Source organism: Bradyrhizobium dasycarpum (assembly GCF_042019905.1).
GTDB lineage: Bacteria > Pseudomonadota > Alphaproteobacteria > Rhizobiales > Xanthobacteraceae > Bradyrhizobium > Bradyrhizobium japonicum_B.
On the sequence record NZ_CP169574.1, the window covers coordinates 5,931,489 to 5,950,169 of the forward strand.

Annotated in this window: 13 protein-coding genes and 1 pseudogene; 7 read left to right on the forward strand and 7 right to left on the reverse strand. The window is 65.8% G+C overall.

The annotated features are described in order from the left end of the window. Positions 1 to 65: 65 nt before the first annotated feature. Positions 66 to 1,562 (reverse strand): diguanylate cyclase, encoded by a 1,497-nt coding sequence (locus ACETMP_RS28310; protein ID WP_375158712.1) that lies wholly within the window; start codon positions 1,560 to 1,562, stop codon positions 66 to 68. 154 nt (positions 1,563 to 1,716) lie between these two features. Here ACETMP_RS28310 and ACETMP_RS28315 point away from each other — a divergent pair, with 154 nt between their 5' ends. Continuing rightward, entirely contained in the window at positions 1,717 to 1,980 is a 264-nt protein-coding gene (locus ACETMP_RS28315) for a hypothetical protein (protein ID WP_126259784.1), read from the forward strand. A gap of 43 nt (positions 1,981 to 2,023) precedes the next feature. On the opposite strand, the gene ACETMP_RS28320 is transcribed toward ACETMP_RS28315, so the two are convergent. Together ACETMP_RS28320 and ACETMP_RS28325 are read right to left on the reverse strand one after the other, a co-directional pair. Beyond that, entirely contained in the window at positions 2,024 to 4,900 is a 2,877-nt protein-coding gene (locus ACETMP_RS28320) for an EAL domain-containing protein (protein WP_375158713.1), read from the reverse strand. Positions 4,901 to 5,039: 139 nt separating this feature from the next. Then, positions 5,040 to 6,038 (reverse strand): NAD(P)H-quinone oxidoreductase, encoded by a 999-nt coding sequence (locus ACETMP_RS28325; RefSeq protein ID WP_375158714.1) that lies wholly within the window; start codon positions 6,036 to 6,038, stop codon positions 5,040 to 5,042. A 114-nt stretch (positions 6,039 to 6,152) separates the two neighbouring features. Here ACETMP_RS28325 and ACETMP_RS28330 point away from each other — a divergent pair, with 114 nt between their 5' ends. Together ACETMP_RS28330 and ACETMP_RS28335 are read left to right on the forward strand one after the other, a co-directional pair. Continuing rightward, the gene (locus ACETMP_RS28330) at positions 6,153 to 6,344 is read left to right on the forward strand and encodes a DUF1192 domain-containing protein (protein WP_375158715.1); all 192 of its coding nucleotides are present in this window, start codon (positions 6,153 to 6,155) and stop codon (positions 6,342 to 6,344) included. 597 nt (positions 6,345 to 6,941) lie between these two features. Then, on the forward strand, positions 6,942 to 7,451 hold the full coding sequence (locus ACETMP_RS28335; protein WP_126259787.1) for a DUF1465 family protein: 510 nt from the start codon (positions 6,942 to 6,944) through the stop codon (positions 7,449 to 7,451). 193 nt (positions 7,452 to 7,644) lie between these two features. Here the strand turns inward: ACETMP_RS28335 and rpmE are convergent, their stop codons facing one another. Continuing rightward, on the reverse strand, positions 7,645 to 7,872 hold the full coding sequence (gene rpmE / locus ACETMP_RS28340; RefSeq protein WP_011084323.1) for a 50S ribosomal protein L31: 228 nt from the start codon (positions 7,870 to 7,872) through the stop codon (positions 7,645 to 7,647). 197 nt (positions 7,873 to 8,069) lie between these two features. Here rpmE and ACETMP_RS28345 point away from each other — a divergent pair, with 197 nt between their 5' ends. Beyond that, the gene (locus tag ACETMP_RS28345) at positions 8,070 to 9,920 is read left to right on the forward strand and encodes an ABC transporter ATP-binding protein/permease (RefSeq protein ID WP_375158716.1); all 1,851 of its coding nucleotides are present in this window, start codon (positions 8,070 to 8,072) and stop codon (positions 9,918 to 9,920) included. Between the two features lie 194 nt (positions 9,921 to 10,114). Here ACETMP_RS28345 and ACETMP_RS28350 read toward each other — a convergent pair whose 3' ends face one another. The 3 genes and pseudogenes from ACETMP_RS28350 to ACETMP_RS28360 form a co-directional block, all read right to left on the reverse strand. After that, positions 10,115 to 10,561 (reverse strand): GNAT family N-acetyltransferase, encoded by a 447-nt coding sequence (locus tag ACETMP_RS28350; RefSeq protein WP_375158717.1) that lies wholly within the window; start codon positions 10,559 to 10,561, stop codon positions 10,115 to 10,117. Positions 10,562 to 10,686: 125 nt separating this feature from the next. Next, on the reverse strand, positions 10,687 to 11,715 hold the full coding sequence (locus ACETMP_RS28355) for a peptidoglycan -binding protein (RefSeq protein ID WP_375158718.1): 1,029 nt from the start codon (positions 11,713 to 11,715) through the stop codon (positions 10,687 to 10,689). A gap of 143 nt (positions 11,716 to 11,858) precedes the next feature. Then, positions 11,859 to 12,878 (reverse strand): annotated as a pseudogene (locus tag ACETMP_RS28360) (flagellar motor protein MotA). A 165-nt stretch (positions 12,879 to 13,043) separates the two neighbouring features. On the opposite strand from ACETMP_RS28360, the gene ACETMP_RS28365 reads away from it, so the two are divergent. The 3 genes from ACETMP_RS28365 (at position 13,044) to ACETMP_RS28375 (ending at position 18,651) form a co-directional block, all read left to right on the forward strand. Further along, positions 13,044 to 14,063, forward strand: a complete 1,020-nt coding sequence (locus ACETMP_RS28365) for an SAM-dependent methyltransferase (RefSeq protein ID WP_375158719.1) — start codon at positions 13,044 to 13,046, stop codon at positions 14,061 to 14,063. A gap of 232 nt (positions 14,064 to 14,295) precedes the next feature. After that, positions 14,296 to 15,489 (forward strand): efflux RND transporter periplasmic adaptor subunit, encoded by a 1,194-nt coding sequence (locus ACETMP_RS28370; protein WP_375158720.1) that lies wholly within the window; start codon positions 14,296 to 14,298, stop codon positions 15,487 to 15,489. 6 nt (positions 15,490 to 15,495) lie between these two features. After that, positions 15,496 to 18,651 carry a multidrug efflux RND transporter permease subunit gene (locus ACETMP_RS28375; protein ID WP_375158721.1) on the forward strand — a complete coding sequence of 1,052 codons (3,156 nt, stop codon included), beginning with the start codon at positions 15,496 to 15,498 and terminating at the stop codon, positions 18,649 to 18,651. Positions 18,652 to 18,681: the final 30 nt, after the last annotated feature.

Consider the following 18,681-nt stretch of genomic DNA (forward strand, 5'->3'; position numbering starts at 1 on the left):
CGTTCGCAGGGACGACACCGATGGTTTGGTGAGTCGCGTCGCGCAATGATGGCGAGGAGCCGCCCTCACGCCACCAGCGACAGCTTCGGCAGGCTCGCGACCACCGACTGGTTGCGGCCGCCGGCTTTCGCGGCGTAGAGCGCCTTGTCGGCGGCCGCAACCAGGATCGACCAGTCCATGCCGGCGGTGGGAACCAGGCTGGCGACGCCGCAGGACACCGTCGAAATCACCTGCTCATCTGACCAGCCCTGCACCTTGGTCCGGATCGCCTCGGCGACCTTGAAGGCGTCGGTGGGCGACGTATTCGGCAGCAGCACGGCGAATTCCTCGCCGCCATAGCGCGCGGCACAATCGCCGGCCCGGCTCACCGAATCGGAAATGCAGATGGCGATGCCGACCAGCACCTGGTCCCCTGCCTGATGACCGAAGCTGTCGTTGTAGGCCTTGAAGTGATCGGCATCGATCATCACCAGCGCGATCGGCGCCTTCTGGCGCATGGCGCGCCGCCATTCGACGTCGATGACGGAATCGAACTTGCGGCGGTTCTTCAGGCCGGTGAGCGCGTCGGTCGTCGCCATCTCCTCCAGCTTGCGCTCGGCCTCGGCGCGCCGGCCGATCTCGCGCGCCAGCACGAGCGTCGACCCCAGCACGAACAGTGCGAGCGCCAGCACCACGGCGCCGATGCGGAACGCCTCCTTCTCCCAGAGCGCGAAGACGGCGGCCAGGGGTTTGCCCGCCACCACGAACAGCGGTCCGCTGTCGCCGCCGCGGACATAGAGCCGAGGCGTCGGGTCGACCGGGCCCTGTCCCGAATAGGCGGCGCCGATTCGGAGATTGTCGGCCCTCCAGCTGCGGCGATCGTTCAGGTTGGTGCCGATGATGTCGAGATCGAACGGCCGCCGCATCATGATGGTGCGGTCGCGCTTGAGGACGGTGATGGTGTCTTCGGGATCGAGCTTCAGCTGCTCGAACAATTCGTGGAAATAGCTGAAGCGGATCGAGCCGGCGACGACGCCGAGAAACCCGCCGTCGGTGTCGCTGATGCGCCGGCTCAGCACGATCGCATAAGTGCCGCGAAACAGCATCGGACGGCTGATGAACAGCCCGATGCCGGGATTGTCGCGATGGATCCTGAAGTAATCCTCCTCGCTCCGGTTCTCGGGCAGGGGATCGAGCGTGGAGGCGTCGATGGTCAGCCGGCCCTCGGTATCGAACACCTGGATGGCGCCGAAATGCCTGGCCGTCGTGGCGTGGTCGAACAGGATGAGGTGTCGGATCGGCTTCGACACCGTCGCGAGCTCGGGCAGCAGCATGTTGCCGGCGACCGCCTTCAGCGACAAATCGTAGATCTCGAAGTTGCGGCTGACGTCGGACTGAATGGTGGTCGCGAGGTTCTCCAGGGTCTGGCGGGCGAGCGCCTCCTCGCCGCGGCGCATGTCGAGCATCACGTTGACGCAAACGGCGGAAAAGCCGATCACCGTCACGACGGACGAGATGATCAGCAGTTTCGCCGAAATCCGCCACGGCCGCCGGGCCATGGCGTCGCGCCATACAGACAGCATCGTTTGCTCCCGACATAAGTGGATGCGCCCGAAAGCTTGCGCGATGTTTAAGGCGGGACGGCGCTGCCGTAGTGAGTTAAGAATCGGTTTACGCAGCTCACGGTTTTGGGCAGACCCGGTGTGAGCAGACCCGCTTTCGGACGAGAGGACGATTGTGAACGACTACGACGCGTTGCGCGACTATCTGATGCGGCAGAAGCAGGACGAGCTGGTGCTGAGCTTCGAGCAGATCGAGGAGATCATCGGCGCGGCCCTGCCGCGCGCGGCCAATCGCGCCTCGTGGTGGGACAGCCTGCGCAGCCCCGACATCCAGATGCCGCAGCGCGAAGCCTGCCTCGCCGCGGGCTTCGTCGCGACACGGATGCCGGATGGTGCGAGCGTGCGGTTCAGGAAGCAGAAGAGCGATCGGCGGCGGTAGCGAGAGACTTACCCTCCCCCTCCAGGGGAGAGCAAGAGAGCGATCAGCTCGCCGCTTCCAGCCGCACTTCGGTCAACAGCCGCATCGCAGCGTCGGCGTCCATCGGCTCGCCGAAGGCGAAGCCTTGGGCGTATTCGCAGCCCATCTGGTAGAGCTCGACCGCGTCCGAATCGGTCTCGGCGCCTTCGGCCACCACGTCCATGCCGAGGTCGTGCGCGAGCGCAATGATCGACTTCAGGATCACCGGGCGGGTGCCGCGGTTGGTGGTGCGCACGAAGGACTGGTCGATCTTGATGGTGTCGAACGGGAAGCGCTGCAGATAGGCCAGCGAGGAATGGCCGGTGCCGAAATCGTCGAGCGAGAGCCCGGTGCCGAGCTCGCGGATCCGCGTCAGCATCTGCGCGGCGTGCTCCGGGTTCTCCATCACCAGCGATTCCGTCAACTCGAGCTTGAGCGTGCCGCGCGCCACCGAGGAGCGCGACAGCACGGTGCGGATGTCGTGGATCAGGTCATGGCGCAGCAATTGCCGTGACGAGACGTTGACGGAGGCGAAGATCGGCTCGCGCGAGCGCATCGCGCGCTGCCACACCGAGAGCTGCTTGGCGGTCTGGTCGAGCACGAACATGCCGAGGTCGACGATCAGGCCGGTCTCTTCGGCGATGCTGATGAATTCCGACGGCGCCATGCGCCCGAGCTTGGGGTGATCCCAGCGCACCAGCGCTTCGAAGCCTGCGACCGAACGATCCTCCAGCCGCACGATCGGCTGGTACAGGATCGTCAGCTCCTGGCGCTCGATGGCGCGGCGCAGCTCGCTCTCCAGCGTCAGGCGATCGGTCTTCCGCGCCCGCATCGCCGGCTTGTAGACGTCGATGCGGTCGCCGCCGATGCGCTTGGAATGATACATCGCAAGCTCGGCGTCCTTGATGATCTCGTCCGTCAGCTGCGTTTGCGGATCGGACAGCGCGAGGCCGATCGAGGCCGTGAGGAAGATCTCGCGGTCGTTGAAGGCGATCGGCGCGCGGATGGTCTTGCGGATGGTCTCGGCGAAGGCGGTGATGCGGGCGGGATCCTGCTCCGACAGCAGGATCAGGCCGAACTGATCGCCGGCCATCCGCGCCAGCGTGTCCTGCGGCTTCAGGATGCGGGTGAGGCGGCGGGCGAGGGTGAGCAGAATCGAATCGCCAACCGCGATGCCGACGGAATCGTTGACCTGCTTGAAGCGGTCGAGGTCGATCACCATCAGCGTCGGCCGCAGCGTCGGCATGGTCTTGGCGAAGTTGGCGACCGCGCCCAGCCGGTCCATGAACAGCTTGCGGTTGGGTAGGCCGGTGAGGTTGTCGTGCACGGAATCGTGCAGCAGGCGCTCCTCGGCGTTGCGCAGCTCGGTGACGTCGGTGAGCGTGCCGACGACGCGCGAGACCTCGCCGTCCGAGCCGACCACCGGGCGGGCCTTCAGCGCGAACCACATGAAATGGCCGTCCGGGGTGCGCAGGCGGAAATCCTGCACCAGGCGGCCGCGGCGCTGGTCGAGCACGCTGTCGAGCGCGGCGCGGAAACGGTCCTGGTCGAGCGGATGCAGCACTTCGAGCCAGGAGGCCGCCGGCCCTTCCAGCGTGCCGCGCTTCAGTCCAAGCAGGGCCTCGGTCTCGGGGCTGGTGAAGACCTTGTCGGCGGACACGTCCCAGTCCCAGATCAGATCGCCCGAGCCGGCCAGCGCCAGCGCGCGCCGCTCGATGTCGGAGACGACACCGGTGGTGGCGCCGCCGCCTGCAAAGGCATGCTGCATCACCGTGAAGCCGATCAGCATCACGATCAGCACGAGGCCGCCGAGCAGCGCCGGGCCGACGATGTCGTTGGTGACGGAGCCCGCGACGGTCATGCCGGCCGCGACCACCCAGACCACGAGAAGGAACCAGGTCGGGATCAGCAGCACGGCGCGGTCGAAGCCGTGGGTGGAGAGATAGACGATCAGCGCGAAGCCGGCGAAGGCGATCAGCACCAGCGAGATGCGCGCGATGCCGGAGGCCACCGCCGGATCGAACAAGGCAAGCGCGACCAGCGATCCCAGGAAGGCGAGCCAGCCCACCGTGATGTGCGAATAGCGCACATGCCATCGGCTGAGGTTGAGATAGGCGAACAGGAACACCAAGAGCGTGGCCGCCAGGATCGCCTCACCCGCCGCGCGCCAGATGCGCTCGGCGTTGTTCGACATGTCGAGCACCTTGCCCCAGAAGCCGAAATCGACGCCGATATAGACCAGCACGGCCCAGGCCAGCGCCGCGGCGGCCGGGAACATGATGCTGCCCTTGACCACGAACAGAATGGTCAGCACCAGCGCGAGCAGGCCGGAGATGCCGATCACGATGCCCTGGTACAGCGTGAACGAGTTGACCTTGTCCTTGTAGGCTTCCGGCTCCCACAGATAGAGCTGCGGCAGCTTGTCGGTGCGCAGCTCCGCGACGAAGGTGATGACGGCGCCGGGATCGAGCGTGATGCGGAACACGTCCGCGGTCGGGCTTTCCTGCCGCTCCGGCCGGTCGCCGGTCGAGGGCGTGATGGTGGCGATGCGCGACAGGCCGAGGTCCGGCCACAAGAGCCCTGAGGAGACGATGCGGTAATGCGGGGCGACGATCAGGCGATCGAGCTGGTCGTCGGTGTTGTTGGCGAGCGCGAACACCACCCAGTTCTGGCCGCCTTCGCGGGCGCGCACCTCGATGCGGCGGACGATGCCGTCGGTGCCGGGCGCGGTGGAGACCTGGATGCGATCGGCATCGCTGCGCTGATGCTCGAGCACGCCGGTGAGGTCGATCGCGGGCGCGTCACTGCGCACGCTGACGGCGTCGAGCGCGCGCGCCGGATACGCGGCGACGAGAATCATGAGGCCCAGCGCGATGGGCGCGAGGCACCTGATCAGACGCACGGTCAGTTCTCCGCGTTCGACGCAAACTCTGAGTAAGAGCTGATTTCAGACCGGACCTAAGTGGTTCGGTGCGTCGCGATAGATGCCACGAAAGCGAGGAAAATCAAAGGGTTTCCGGCCCGCCCTGTGGGTCAGCGGCCTAGACCTCCAACACAATTTTGCCAATATGTGCGCTCGTCTCCATGCGGCGATGCGCGTCGGCGGCCTTTTCCAGCGGGAAAGTGCTGTCCATCAGCGGTTTGACGCGGCCTTCGCGCAAAAGCGGCATCACTTTCTGCTCGATTGCGGCCACCATCGCCGCCTTATCCGCATTCGTACGGGGGCGCAGGGTCGAGCCGGTATGGGTGAGGCGCTTGACCATCACCTTGGCGATGTTGACGCTGACCTTGGGTCCGTTGAGGGTTGCGATCTGCACGATCCGGCCATCGACCGCGGCGGCATCGTAATTGCGGTCGACATAGTCGCCGGCGACCATGTCGAGGATCAGGTTGACGCCTTCCTTGTTGGTCTCTTCCTTGACCACGGCGACGAAGTCCTCGGTCTTGTAGTTGATGGCGCGGTCGGCGCCCAATTTGAGGCAGGCATCACATTTGTCCTGCGATCCCACGGTGACGAACACCTTGGCGCCGAACGCCTTCGCCAGCTGGATCGCCATGGTGCCGATGCCGGAGGAGCCGCCATGGATCAGCAGCGTCTCGCCGGCCTTGAGGCCGCCGCGCTCGAACACGTTGTGCCAGACCGTCATCAGGGTTTCCGGCAGTGCGCCGGCTTCCTTGATCGACAGCGCCGGCGGCACGCTCATGGCCTGGGCGTCCTGGGCGATGCAGTACTGCGCATAGCCGCCGCCGGCGACCAGCGACATCACCTTGTCGCCGACCTTGTGCCGCTTGGCGTTGCTGCCGACCGCGACCACCTCACCGGCGATCTCGAGGCCGGGCAGGTCGCTGGCGCCGGGCGGCGGCGGATAGGCGCCGGAGCGCTGTGCGACGTCGGGCCGGTTGACGCCGGCGGCCATCACCTTGACCAGGATCTCGTCCGGGCCGGGCTGCGGCACGGCGCGCTGTTCCGGGATCAGCACCTCCGGTCCGCCGGGCTTGGAGATGGCGACCACGGTCATTTGCGCGGGCAGCTTGTCCATGATGTGTCCTTGAGCAAAGGTGCTGGGATGAACGAGCCCTTGCTTAGCCAGCGCGATCCGGGCTGGCAACCGCCTCGGCGTTGTGGGCCGGCGTGAACTTTGGGAGGTAGGAGAATGGCGACGGAAGACGACGACCGCCCGCGCAGGAAGATCACACATGAGATCGGACAGGATCTCTCACTGTTGTCCGTGGAGGAGCTGACCGAGCGCGTCCTCCTGCTCAAGACCGAGATCGCAAGACTGGAACAAGCCGCCACCAAAAAGCGCGCCTCGCGCGATGCGGCGGATAGTTTTTTCAAGACGTAGCGGTCGTCGCCACTTTCTTGTCCCGGACGCGGTGCGGCACGCAGTGAACGCTCCGCAGAGCCGGGACCCATCTCGACCAGTCCCGCCCGTCATTCCGGGGCGGTGCGCAGCGCCGAGCCCGGAATCCATAGCCACAGGCGATGGAAAAGGGGCACGCCGTTAGTGAACGACCGTCACATCCGCCTGCGGTTATGGATTCCGGGCTCACGACTTCGTCGTGCCCCGGAATGACGGCGGAGAGAGACGCGCCACCGCACCCCACTCGGCCACTGGCCGACATGGCTAACGAACCCTCAAAAAAATCGCTCGTTTACTCCAGATTAAGCTTTCGAGTTTATGACTGGAACTGTCCTCGTTTGGACACCGAGTGGCTCCTGTCCACTCTGTTTGACGCCTCCCTGTTATCAACTTTCAAAGCCGCCGGTCTCCGGCGGCTCTTTTTTTGCGTCTATTCCCGGTTGAATTCCTGGGAATGACCCGCGGAAACCATATCCGCGCTTGTCACTGGACTCCGCGTCTCGCCCGCGCAATGATTTGTTCATCATAAAGCCGGCGCCAAAGCCGGACAGTCAAACAGTTGCGTATGAGGCGTTAACCATGGAACGTTTGCAGGCCGACGGCGCGCTCGTTCAACTGAGCGAGCGGTTCACCAATTCCGCGGCGTTCGGCGTTCTGTTCCGCGAGGGCATGGATCTGGTCGAAGAGACCGCCGCCTATCTCGACGGTGCCGGCCGCACCGAGGCCAAGGCGCTCGACCGTGCCGTCAGCCTCACCTACGCGACCGAGAGCATGCGCCTCACCACCCGCCTGATGCAGCTCGCCTCGTGGCTGCTGCTGCACCGCGCGGTGAAGGAAGGCGAGATGACGCTGAGCCAGGCCAATCGCGAGAAGACCAAGGTCAAGCTCAGCGCCGCCGATCCCGGCCCCGCCGACACCATCGAGAAGCTGCCTGCGCAGCTCCAGGACCTGATCCATCGCTCGATGAGTTTGCAGACCCGCGTGCGCCGCCTCGACACCACCATCCACACCCCGCCGGCCGAGCACGTCGCAATCGGCAATCCGCTGGTGCCGCACCTCAACGCGCTGAAGGCCGCGTTCGAGCGGTAAGGTCCCGCCTTTCATTCCGGGCGCGCGAAGCGCGAACTCAGGTGCGCACTTGCGCACCTGAGAATCCGGATTCTAAGGTGCGCAATTTGCGCACCAGAGTTCGATGCTACGCATCGCCCCGGAACGACAGTTGCACAAACAAAAACGCCCCCGGTTTCCGGGGGCGTTTTCGTCTCCAGCCTTGCGGGCCGGATCAGTCCTTCTTGAGGAAGCCCGAAAACTTCTTCTGGAAGCGCGAGACGCGGCCGCCGCGGTCCATGATCTGAGCATTGCCGCCGGTCCAGGCCGGGTGCGACTTCGGGTCGATGTCGAGGTTCAGCGTGTCGCCTTCCTTGCCCCAGGTGGAGCGGGTCAGGTACTCGGTTCCGTCGGTCATCACGACCTTAATCGTATGATAATCCGGATGAATTTCGGCTTTCATGGCAAATTCCTCGGCGCCCGGCGCCTGTTCTGATGGCTCGCGAATGACGGATTTGGCCGGCTCTATACCTCACGGCATCAGCCAAAACAAGCGGGCTTGCGCGGCTAAACCGGGTTTGCCCCTAAGGGACATCCCGGATTTGCCACTACTCTTGCACCGGCCTATTGGGAGCAAACGAATGCAATGGGCCAGATCTCATGAGCGCAGTGGAACGGCTTGATGACCAATATGTCGATCAGCCCGGAATGAAAGCCGCGGACACCCCCTCGATCGAAGCCGAGCTGATCGAAGAGCCGGCCAAGGGCCGCGCCAAGCTGCGGCCGCTGCTCGCGCTGGCGCCCTATGTCAGCCGCTATCGCGGCCGGGCGGCGCTGGCCTTCGTCGCGCTCACGGTCGCGGCCCTGACCACGCTGCTGGTGCCCATCGCGGTGCGCCGGATGATCGATTTCGGCCTGACGCCCGAGGGCATCGAGCTGATCAACAGCTACTTCTCGGTGATGCTCGCGGTGGTCGGCGTGCTCGCGCTGGCCAGCGCTGCGCGCTACTACCTCGTGATGACGATCGGCGAGCGCATCGTCGCCGACCTCAGGCGCGATGTCTTCGCTCATCTGCTCTCGCTCTCCCCCGCCTTCTTCGATTCCGCGCGCAGCGGCGAATTGATCTCGCGGCTCACCGCCGACACCACCCAGCTCAAATCGGCGGTTGGCGCCTCCGTGTCGATCGCGCTGCGCAATCTGATGATGTTCCTGGGCGCCACGGCGATGATGGTGATCACGAGCCCGAAGCTGTCGGGTTTCGTGCTGCTCGCCATCCCCTTGATCGTGCTGCCGCTGGTTGCCTTCGGGCGCTGGGTGCGACGGCTGTCGCGCAACGCGCAGGATACGCTCGCCGAGGCCTCCGCCTATGCGGGCGAGCTGGTCGGCGCGATCCGCACCGTGCAGGCCTATACCAGCGAAGGGTTCGCCGAGAAGCGTTTCGGCGGCGAGGTCGAGCACGCCTATGAGGCCGCGCGCACCTCGACCCAGGCGCGCGCCGTGCTCACGGCCATCATCATCTTCATCGTGTTCGCCAGTGTGGTCGCGATCCTCTGGGTCGGCTCGCATGACGTCCTTACCGGCGCGATTTCGCCGGGCCGGCTCGGTCAGTTCGTGCTGTATGCGGTGTTCGCCGCGGCAGGCCTCGGCCAGCTCAGCGAGGTCTGGGGCGAGGTCTCGGCGGCATCCGGCGCGGCCGAGCGCCTGTTCGAGATCCTGCACGTGAAGCCGGACATCACCGCGCCCGCCTCAGTGCGCGCCCTGCCGGTGCCGGCACGCGGCGAGGTCGGCTTCGATCAGGTCAGCTTTGCCTATCCGGCGCGGCGCGACGTCAATGTGCTCGATGCCGTGTCGTTCACCGTGCGCCCGGGCGAGAAGGTCGCGATCGTCGGCCCATCCGGCGCCGGCAAGAGCACGATCTTTCACCTCTTGCTGCGCTTCTACGACCCGCGCAGCGGCACGATCTCGCTCGACGGCGTGCCGGTCAAGTCCGCCGATCCCAGGGATTTCCGCGCGCGCATCGCACTGGTGCCGCAGGAATCCGTGGTGTTCGCCGCGAGCGCCCGCGAGAACATCCGCTTCGGCCGGCCCGATGCCACCGATGCCGAGGTCGAACGCGCCGCCGAGCTCGCCCATGCCGCCGAATTCATCCGCCGCCTGCCCGAAGGTTTCGAGACCCCGCTCGGCGAGCGCGGCGTGACGCTGTCAGGCGGCCAGCGCCAGCGCATCGCGATCGCGCGCGCCATCCTGCGCGATGCGCCGCTATTGCTGCTCGATGAAGCCACCTCCGCGCTCGATGCCGAAAGCGAGACGCTGGTGCAGACCGCGCTGGAAGAGCTGATGCGCCACCGCACCACGCTGGTGATCGCGCACCGCCTCGCCACCGTGCTGTCCTGCGACCGCATCCTGGTGATGGACCAGGGCCGGATCGTCGAGCAGGGCACCCATGCCGAGCTGGTGGCGGCCAACGGGCTTTATGCCCGGCTAGCGCGGCTGCAGTTCGAGGGGGCGTGAGGGCGCAGCGCGATCGACGTGAAGCGCTGCGATCGCTGCCTCATCCACAATGTCGTCGCCCGCGAAGGCGGGCGATCCAGTACGCCGCGGCGTCTCGGTTCAATCACTGCTGTCTCTGGAATACAGGATCACACGCCTCTGTGCGCAATTGCGCACTAGGCGGGGTGATGACAGCTCAGTTTGCATTTGGGCGATCACGCCTGCCACGCCATCTTCAGCACCGGCCGCCCCGAGGTCGGGTTGACGTCGTCGCCGGCATGGGCAAAGCCGTTGCGCTCGTAGAAGCGGATGGCGCGGGCATTGTCCTTGTTGACGAGCAACGTCACGCCCGAGGGCGACAAGCGCTTGGCTTCATCGACGAGCAACCGCGCGGCATCCGAGCCCCAATGCGCGGGATCGACGACGAGCTGGTCGAGATAGCCCTCGCCATCGATGGTGACGAAGCCGGTCAGCGCGCCGTCCTGTTCCGCCACCACGATCGAGGCCTTCGGCACCAGATCCTTGCGCCAGCGCTCGCGCCACCATTCCAGACGGGCCGAAAAGTCGATCTGCGGATAGGCCTCTTGCCAGGTGCGATGCCAGAGGTCGATCGCGGCGGCTTCGTCCTCGGGACGATAGGGGCGGAGGGTCAGGGCGCTCATTGATCCACACGGTCGCTCCGGGGCGCGCGAAGCGCGAACCCGGAACCTCGGATCTCTGGTGCGCAAGCGCGCACCAGAGTTCGATGCTTCGCATCGCCCCGGAATGACAGCCTCGAAAATCACCACTACCGCTCCGTCAGCTTCAGCTCGATGCGGCGGTTGCGCTTGTAGGCTTCCTCGGTATTTCCCGGGTCGAGCGGCTGGAATTCGCCGAAGCCGGCCGCGACGAGCCGCTGCGCGGGCACGCCGAGCGAGATCAGGTACTGAACCACCGAGATCGAGCGTGCCGCCGACAGGTCCCAGTTCGACTTGAAGTTCGCTCCGCTCACCGGCCGCACGTCGGTGTGGCCGTCGACGCGCAGCACCCAGGGAATCTCGCTCGGGATCTTCTTGTCGAGCTCGATCAGCGCGGTCGCGAGCGTGTCGAGCTCGGCGCGGCCCTCGGGCAGCAGCATCGCCTGTCCGGTGTCGAAGAACACTTCCGACTGGAACACGAAGCGGTCGCCGACGATGCGGATGTCGGGGCGGTTGCCGAGGATGGCGCGCAGCCGGCCGAAGAATTCGGAGCGGTAGCGCGACAATTCCTGCACCCGCTGCGCCAAGGCGACGTTCAGGCGCGACCCCAGATCCGCAATGCGGTTCTGCGATTCCTTGTCGCGCTTCTCGCTGGCGTCGAGCGCCTCTTCCAGCGCCGCCAATTGCCGCCTGAGCGCGCTGATCTGCTGGTTCAGCACCTCGATCTGCGCCAGCGCCCGCGCCGAGACCGCCTTCTCCGAATCCAGCGCCTTGCCGAGCTCGGAGGTCTTGCCTTGCGCGTCGTTGCCGGCGGCCGCCAGGCCGTCATAGAGGCCCTTGATGCGGTCGCGCTCGCTCTCGGCCGAGGCGAGGCCGGCCTTGAGTTGCGAGACCTGGTCGTCGAGCGTGAGCTTGCCGAGCTTCTCCAGCGACAGCAGCTCGTTGAGCTGGGCGATCTTGGCGTTGAGCTGCTCCAGCGCCTTGTCCTTGCCGGTGACCTCCTGCGACAGGAAGAACTGCACCACCAGGAATACCGACAGCAGGAACACGATCGACAGCACCAGCGTCGACAGCGCGTCGACGAAGCCGGGCCAGTAATTGAGGCCGCCTTCGTTGCGGCGGGCGCGGGCAAGAGCCATTTACGTCTCCACTTTCGTGTCCCGGACGTGGCTAGCAGCGTGCAACGCTGCTGCGCAGAGCCGGGACCCATATTGTCCCTGACGCTGGGCCCCGGCTCAGCGATGCATCATTTCATGCCGCATCGCGGGGGCACGACACCGTCTCAACTCTTTTCCGGCTGGCGCGCGAGGCGCTCCAGCAGGCGCCGGATCTCGCGGTTCTGCTCGCCCTGGCCGTCGGCCCATTCGCGGATCATCTGCTGCTCGGTGCGCATGTGCGAGACCAGCGCCTGGATCGCTTCGGCAAGGCTCGCCATCGCCGCGGTGGTGCCGCGGCTGGTGCCGCCTTCCTCGAGCACGGAGCGCAGCCGTTCGACCGCGGCCTGCAGCTCGCCGCTGGCGACCCCGCCGCCGCCGGAGGCGACCGCAACCTCGCCGCTGCCATATTCGCGCACCGTGGTGGCCAGCCAGTCCTCGAGGTCGGTGTAGAAGCGGTTCTGGGCCTGGCTCGACTGCAAATCGAGGAAGCCGAGGACCAGCGACCCGGCGAGGCCGAACAGGGAGCCTCGAGAACGAGATGCCCATGCCGCCGAGGGGGCGGCGAGGCCCTCCTTCAGCGTGTCGAACAGCGCCCCCGAATCGCTCCCTACCTTGAGCCCGTCGATCACCTTGCCAACCGAGCCGACCGTCTCGATCAGGCCCCAGAAGGTGCCGAGCAGACCGAGGAAGACCAGGAGGCCGGTCATGTAGCGCGAGATGTCGCGGGCTTCATCCAGGCGGGTCGCGATCGAATCGAGCAGGTGCCGCATGGTGGTCTGGGTGATCGACATCCGCCCGGAACGCTCGCCGCCGAGGATCGCCGCCATCGGCGCCAGCAGCTTCGGGTGCCGGGCCGGGGCCAGGCCGGGATCGGCGATGCGGAAATTGTTGACCCAGGAGACCTCGGGGTAGAGCCGGATGACCTGGCGGAACGCCAGGATGATGCCGATGAACAGCACCCCTCCGATCAGGGCATTGAGCCCCGGATTGGCGAAGAAGGCCTGGATGATCTGCTTGTAGAGCACCACGCCCACCAGCGTGCACAGCACCAGGAAGACCAGCATCCGCACCAGGAAGACGCTGGGCGAGGACAGTTTGGTGTACTCGATATCCATGGTGGAGCGGGACGAAGTGCCTGACGGCATGGCCGATATCATCCATTACGAAGCTGCTTGCGGTGCGCACTATGGCACAGCGCCGGCCCAAAAAAAGCGCCGGATACGCCGATTTCGGGGCCGGCTCAGGGAACCCGCGCCGGAAGCGGCGCTTTGATACCCAGGTATCTGCAGAAGTTCGCCATTCGGGGGCGCATGAGCGTCGTTTCCGCGATCATCGGGACTGCCGAACGCGTGCCGTTGCCGGACGTAGTGGTCCGCGCCGCGATCCAGCGCCTGTGCTCCCGCACCGCAACGCGCCTCGGCAGCCATGATGCGGCCACTGACGCCGCCTTCGCTGGTCGGATGATGCTGCGGCCGATCGCCGAGGGTGCCGCGGCCGGGCGTGACGAGGTGCCCGCGGCGTTCTTCGCGGACGTGCTCGGCCCGAGCCGCAAATACTCCTGCTGTTTCTACAAGACCGAAGCGACCACCTTGCAGGAGGCGGAGGAGGAAGCGCTGCGTCAGACCGTCGAGCATGCCGGTCTTGCCGATGGCCAGACCATCCTCGAGCTCGGCTGCGGCTGGGGCTCGCTGTCGCTGTGGATGGCGCGGCAATTTCCGCACGCCAAGGTGACGGCGGTGTCGACCTCGCAGGCGGAGCGCGCCCATGTCGAGGAGCAGGCGCAGCGGCGCGGCCTGCTGAACCTGCGCGTGGTCACCGCCGACATGAACGTGTTCGCGCCCGACGGCCAGTTCGACCGCATCGTCTCGGTCGAGATGTTCGAGCAGATGATGAACTGGCGCAAGCTGATGACCCGTCTGCGGTCATGGCTCGCCCCCGAGGGGCGGTTCTTCATGCAAATCGTCACCCATCGCTCCGGCTCGCAGCTGGTCGACCGGCTCGATCGTGACGACTGGATTGCGCAGCATGTCTTCACGGGCGGGCTGATGCCAAGCCATCACCTGGTCAGGCAGTTCGACGACATCTTCACGGTCGAGAAGGAATGGTGCTGGAGCGGCACGCATTATCAGCGCACCGCGAACGACTGGCTCGTCAATTTCGACGCGCATCGCGACGCGATCGAGGCGTCGTTGCGCAAGGTCTACGGCGAGGAGACCGCACGCTGGCTGCGGCGCTGGCGCTGGTTCCTGCTCGCGACGTCGGGCCTGTTCGGCTACGCCCGTGGAACCGAATGGGGCGTCAGCCACTACCGGATGAAAGCCGCCGGGTAATTGCGCCGTTCCGTCGCAGCACGCGTTGATGGACCCCGACTCACAATCAAGTGACTCGGGAAAAGCCTTCTGAACTCAGTAGCTTAAGCTGTGTGACAATGAGCCGCCTGCGCTGTGCGTTGCATCGCAGCAGGGGCCTTCTATTTTGTCGACATCACCCGCGCGCGAAACGGTCCAGAACGGGCTCCGCGCGGAAGTGATGAGTTTCAACAATATCGGGGCACCCCACTTCATGTCAGGACTTCGTGCGCGATCGGCATGCGTTGCAATGATGCTCGCGGCCTTAGCGCCGCTGTTGGGCGCTTGCGAGGAATCCAGCTCGGCCATCTCTACCGCTCCGTCGGCCCACCCTGATGTCAGCGTCGTCATCGTCAAGCCGCAGCCGCGCGCCGTGGTGCGCGAGCTGCCGGGCCGCATCGCGCCGACGCGTGTCTCCGACGTGCGGCCGCGCGTGTCCGGCATCGTGGTCGAGCGCCTGTTCCGCCAGGGCAGCGAGGTCAAGGCGGGCGACGCGCTCTACCGCATCGATCCGCGCCCGTTCGAGGTCGAGGTGATGGCCAACGAAGCTGCGCTCGCCAAGGCCGAGGCCGCGTTGATGCAGGCGAAGCAGCAGGCGCACCGTATCGCCACCCTCACCAAGGATCGCGCCGCCCCGGAAGCCGAGAACGAGAAGGCGATTGCGGCTGAACGCCAGGCCCATGCCGAGGTCGAAGGCCGCAAGGCCGACCTCGCCCGCGCCAAACTCAATCTCGACTACGCGACCGTGCGCGCGCCGATCGACGGCGTGGTCGGAGCGGCCCTCGTCAGCGAGGGCGCCCTCGCGGTGCAGAACGAGACCAATCTCGCCACCATCCAGCAACTCGACCCGATCTATGCCGACTTCACCCAGTCGGTGACCGAGCTCAACCAGCTCCGCCGCGCCTTCGAAACCGGAGACCTTGAGCGCATCGCCTCCGATGCCGCCAAGGTGCATCTGGTGCTCGACGACAACACGCTCTATTCGCTCGACGGCAAGCTGCTGTTCTCCGACGCCAAGGTCGATGCCCAGACCGGGCAGGTGACGTTGCGTGGCGAGTTCCCCAACCCCAAGCGCGAGCTGCTGCCGGGCATGTATGTCCGGGTTCGTATCGACCAGGGTCTCGATTCCGATGCGATCGCGGTGCCTCAGCAGGCGATCCAGCGCAATGGCGGCGGCGGCAGCGAGGTGTTCGTCGTCAAGGACGACAACCACATCGCGGTGCAGGCGGTGCGCACCGGATCGGTGCAAGACGGACTCTGGTTCGTCACCGAGGGCCTGAAGGCCGGCGACAAGGTCGTGGTGGAAGGGTTCCAGAAGTTCGCGGCCGGCGACAAGGTCAGGCCGCAATCCTGGTCGGAGGCGGACGCGACCGCGGACAATCGGCACGCCCAGCAGCTCACGCGGTAACGCGCCATGGCGAGTTTCTTCATCGACAGGCCCATCTTCGCCTGGGTGGTCGCGCTGTTCATCTGCTTGATCGGTGCGATCGCCGTGCCGCTGCTGCCGATCGCGCAATATCCGATCATCGCACCGCCCTCGATCTCGGTCTCGACCAGCTATCCCGGCGCCTCGCCGGAAAACCTCTACAACAGCGTCACGCGGCTGATCGAGGAGGAGCTCAACGGCGCCGCCAACATCCTCAATTTCGAATCGACCAGCGATTCGCTCGGCCAGGTCGAGATCATCGCCAACTTTCAGCCGGGCACCGATACCAGCGCCGCTTCGGTCGAGGTGCAGAACCGCATCAAGCGCGTCGAGGCGCGCCTGCCGCGCGCGGTGATGCAGCAAGGCATCCTGATCGAGGAAGCCTCCAGCGCCGTGCTTCAGATCATCACGCTGAACTCGACCGACGGCAGCCTCGACGAGGTCGGACTCGGCGACTTCATGATCCGCAACGTGCTCGGTGAAATCCGCCGCATTCCCGGCGTCGGCCGCGCCACGCTGTATTCGACCGAGCGTTCCCTTCGCGTCTGGGTCGATCCGGCCAAGCTGGTCGGCTACGGGCTCACCGCCGACGACGTCAACAAGGCCATTGCCGCGCAGAACGCGCAGGTCGCCTCGGGCAGCATCGGCGCCGAGCCCTCGACGTCGAACCAGCGCACCTCCGCGCTGGTGCTGGTCAAGGGCCAGCTCTCCTCGCCGGACGAGTTCGGCACCATCATCCTGCGCGCCAACGCCGACGGCTCGACCGTGCGCCTGCGCGACGTCGCGCGCGTCGAGGTCGGTGGTCTCAGCTATCAGTTCAACACCCGCCTCGACGGCAAGCCGACCGCCGGCCTGTCCGTGCTGATGTCGCCGACCGGCAATGCGCTGGCGACCGCGAGCGCCGTCGAAGCAAAGATGAAGGAGCTGTCGCGCTTCTTCCCGGCCAATATCACCTACGAGATCCCCTACAATATCACGCCCGTGGTCGAGGCCTCGATCAAGAAGGTGCTGACGACGCTGGTCGAGGCCGTGGTGCTGGTGTTCGTCGTGATGTTCCTGTTCCTCCAGAACATCCGCTACACCATCATTCCGACCATCGTGGTGCCGGTGGCGCTGCTCGGCGCCTGTTCCGCACTGCTGCTCGCCGGCTATTCCATCAACATGCTCTCGATGTTCGCCATGGTGCTCGCGGTCGGCATCCTCGTCGACGACGCCATCGTCGTGGTCGAGAACGTCGAGCGCATCATGGCCGAGGAAGGCCTGCCGCCGAAGGAAGCGACGCGCAAAGCCATGTCGCAGATCACCGGCGCCATCATCGGCATCACCTTGGTGCTGATGGCGGTGTTCGTGCCGATGGCGTTCTTCCCGGGCTCGGTGGGCATCATCTACCGCCAGTTCTCCGTCACCATGGTCGCGGCGATCGGCTTCTCCGCATTCCTGGCGCTGTCGCTGACGCCGGCATTGTGCGCGACGCTGTTGAAGCCGGTGCCGAAGGGGCACGGTCATTCGACCAACTTCGTGTTCAGTCGGTTCAATCACCTGCTGGAGGCGGCCAGATTCCATTACGGGCGCACCGTCGGCTTTTCGCTGAAACGCACCGGCCGGCTGATGCTGGTCTATGCCGCGCTGCTGGTTGGTCTGTCCTGGGCCTTCGTCAATCTGCCCGGCGGCTTCCTGCCCGTCGACGACCAGGGCTTCATCACCACCGACGTGCAGACGCCGTCGGATTCGTCCTATGCCCGCACCGAGGCCGTGATCGAGAAGGTGGAGAAATATCTGGCCGCGCGGCCGGGTGTCGACAACGTCACCTTCCTCACCGGCTTCAGCTTCTCCGGCCAGGGCATGAACACCGCGCAGGCGTTCATCACCCTGAAGGACTGGTCGGAGCGCGGCCCGAACGACTCCGCCGCCGCGATCGTCAACGACGTCAATCGCGACCTCGGCTCGTCGATCCGCGATGCCAAGATCTCGGCGCTGCAGCCGCCGCCGATCGACAATCTCGGCAACTCCTCCGGTTTCTCGTTCCGTCTCCAGGACCGCGGCCAGAAGGGCTATCCGGCCTTGATGCGCGCTGCCGACCAACTGATCGCGGCGGCCAATGCGAGCCCGGTGCTCCAGAAGGTCTATATCGAAGGCCTGCCCGAGGCAGGTGTGGTCAATCTCATGATCGACCGCGAGAAGGCCGGCGCGTTCGGCGTCACCTTCGAGGATATCAACAACACGATCTCGACCAATCTCGGCTCGAACTACATCAACGACTTCCCGAACCGCGGCCGCATGCAGCGCGTCGTGGTGCAGGCGGACGCCCGCGACCGCATGCGGACCGAGGACATCCTCAACTACAACGTCAAGAACAGCCGCGGCCAGCTGGTGCCGTTCTCGTCCTTCGCCACGGTCGAATGGGCGCGCGGGCCGACGCAGATCGCCGGCTTCAATTATTATCCGGCGGTGCGCATCTCCGGCGAAGCCAGGCCCGGTTTCACCTCGGGCGACGCCATCGCCGAGATGGAGCAGCTTGCCGACAGGTTGCCGCGCGGCTTCGGCTATGAATGGACCGGGCAGTCGCTGCAGGAAAAGCTGTCCGGCTCGCAGGCGCCGTTCCTGCTCGCGCTGTCGGTGTTCGTGGTGTTCCTGTGTCTCGCCGCGCTCTACGAGAGCTGGACCATTCCGCTCGCGGTGCTGCTCACCGTGCCGCTCGGCATCGTCGGCGCCGTCGTCGCCGCCATGCTGCGCGGCCTGCCCAACGACGTCTATTTCACCGTCGGCCTGATCACCATCATCGGCCTTGCCGCCAAGGACGCGATCCTGATCATCGAGTTCGCCAAGGATCTGCGCAAGGAAGGCAAGCCGCTGGTGGAAGCCACCATCGAAGCCTGCCGCCTGCGCTTCCGCCCCATTTTGATGACCGGCCTTGCCTTCATCTGCGGCGTGCTGCCGATGGCGATCGCCCACGGCGCCGGCGGCGCCAGCCAGCAGGCGCTCGGCTCAATCGTGATGGGCGGCATGATCGCGGTGGTGATCCTGGCGCTTCTGATGGTGCCGGTGTTCTTCGTCTCGGTGCAGCGCGTGCTGAGCGGGGATCGGGAGCCGGCGGCGGCGAAGGAACGCGAGCGGTATAGTCCGCCGGCGCCAGTGAAGCCCTAAGGCAGACTGTCATGCCCGCGAAGGCGGGCA

Excerpts from the sequence above, each read along its gene's own strand:
- ACETMP_RS28330 (WP_375158715.1), top strand. The coding sequence starts at position 6,153 with ATGGCGACGGAAGACGACGACCGCCCGCGCAGGAAGATCACACATGAG.
- ACETMP_RS28310 (WP_375158712.1), bottom strand. The coding sequence starts at position 1,562 with ATGCTGTCTGTATGGCGCGACGCCATGGCCCGGCGGCCGTGGCGGATT.
- ACETMP_RS28375 (WP_375158721.1), top strand. The coding sequence starts at position 15,496 with ATGGCGAGTTTCTTCATCGACAGGCCCATCTTCGCCTGGGTGGTCGCG.
- ACETMP_RS28355 (WP_375158718.1), bottom strand. The coding sequence starts at position 11,715 with ATGGCTCTTGCCCGCGCCCGCCGCAACGAAGGCGGCCTCAATTACTGG.
- ACETMP_RS28370 (WP_375158720.1), top strand. The coding sequence starts at position 14,296 with ATGTCAGGACTTCGTGCGCGATCGGCATGCGTTGCAATGATGCTCGCG.
- ACETMP_RS28335 (WP_126259787.1), top strand. The coding sequence starts at position 6,942 with ATGGAACGTTTGCAGGCCGACGGCGCGCTCGTTCAACTGAGCGAGCGG.
- ACETMP_RS28350 (WP_375158717.1), bottom strand. The coding sequence starts at position 10,561 with ATGAGCGCCCTGACCCTCCGCCCCTATCGTCCCGAGGACGAAGCCGCC.
- ACETMP_RS28325 (WP_375158714.1), bottom strand. The coding sequence starts at position 6,038 with ATGGACAAGCTGCCCGCGCAAATGACCGTGGTCGCCATCTCCAAGCCC.
- ACETMP_RS28365 (WP_375158719.1), top strand. The coding sequence starts at position 13,044 with ATGAGCGTCGTTTCCGCGATCATCGGGACTGCCGAACGCGTGCCGTTG.
- rpmE (WP_011084323.1), bottom strand. The coding sequence starts at position 7,872 with ATGAAAGCCGAAATTCATCCGGATTATCATACGATTAAGGTCGTGATG.
- ACETMP_RS28345 (WP_375158716.1), top strand. The coding sequence starts at position 8,070 with ATGAGCGCAGTGGAACGGCTTGATGACCAATATGTCGATCAGCCCGGA.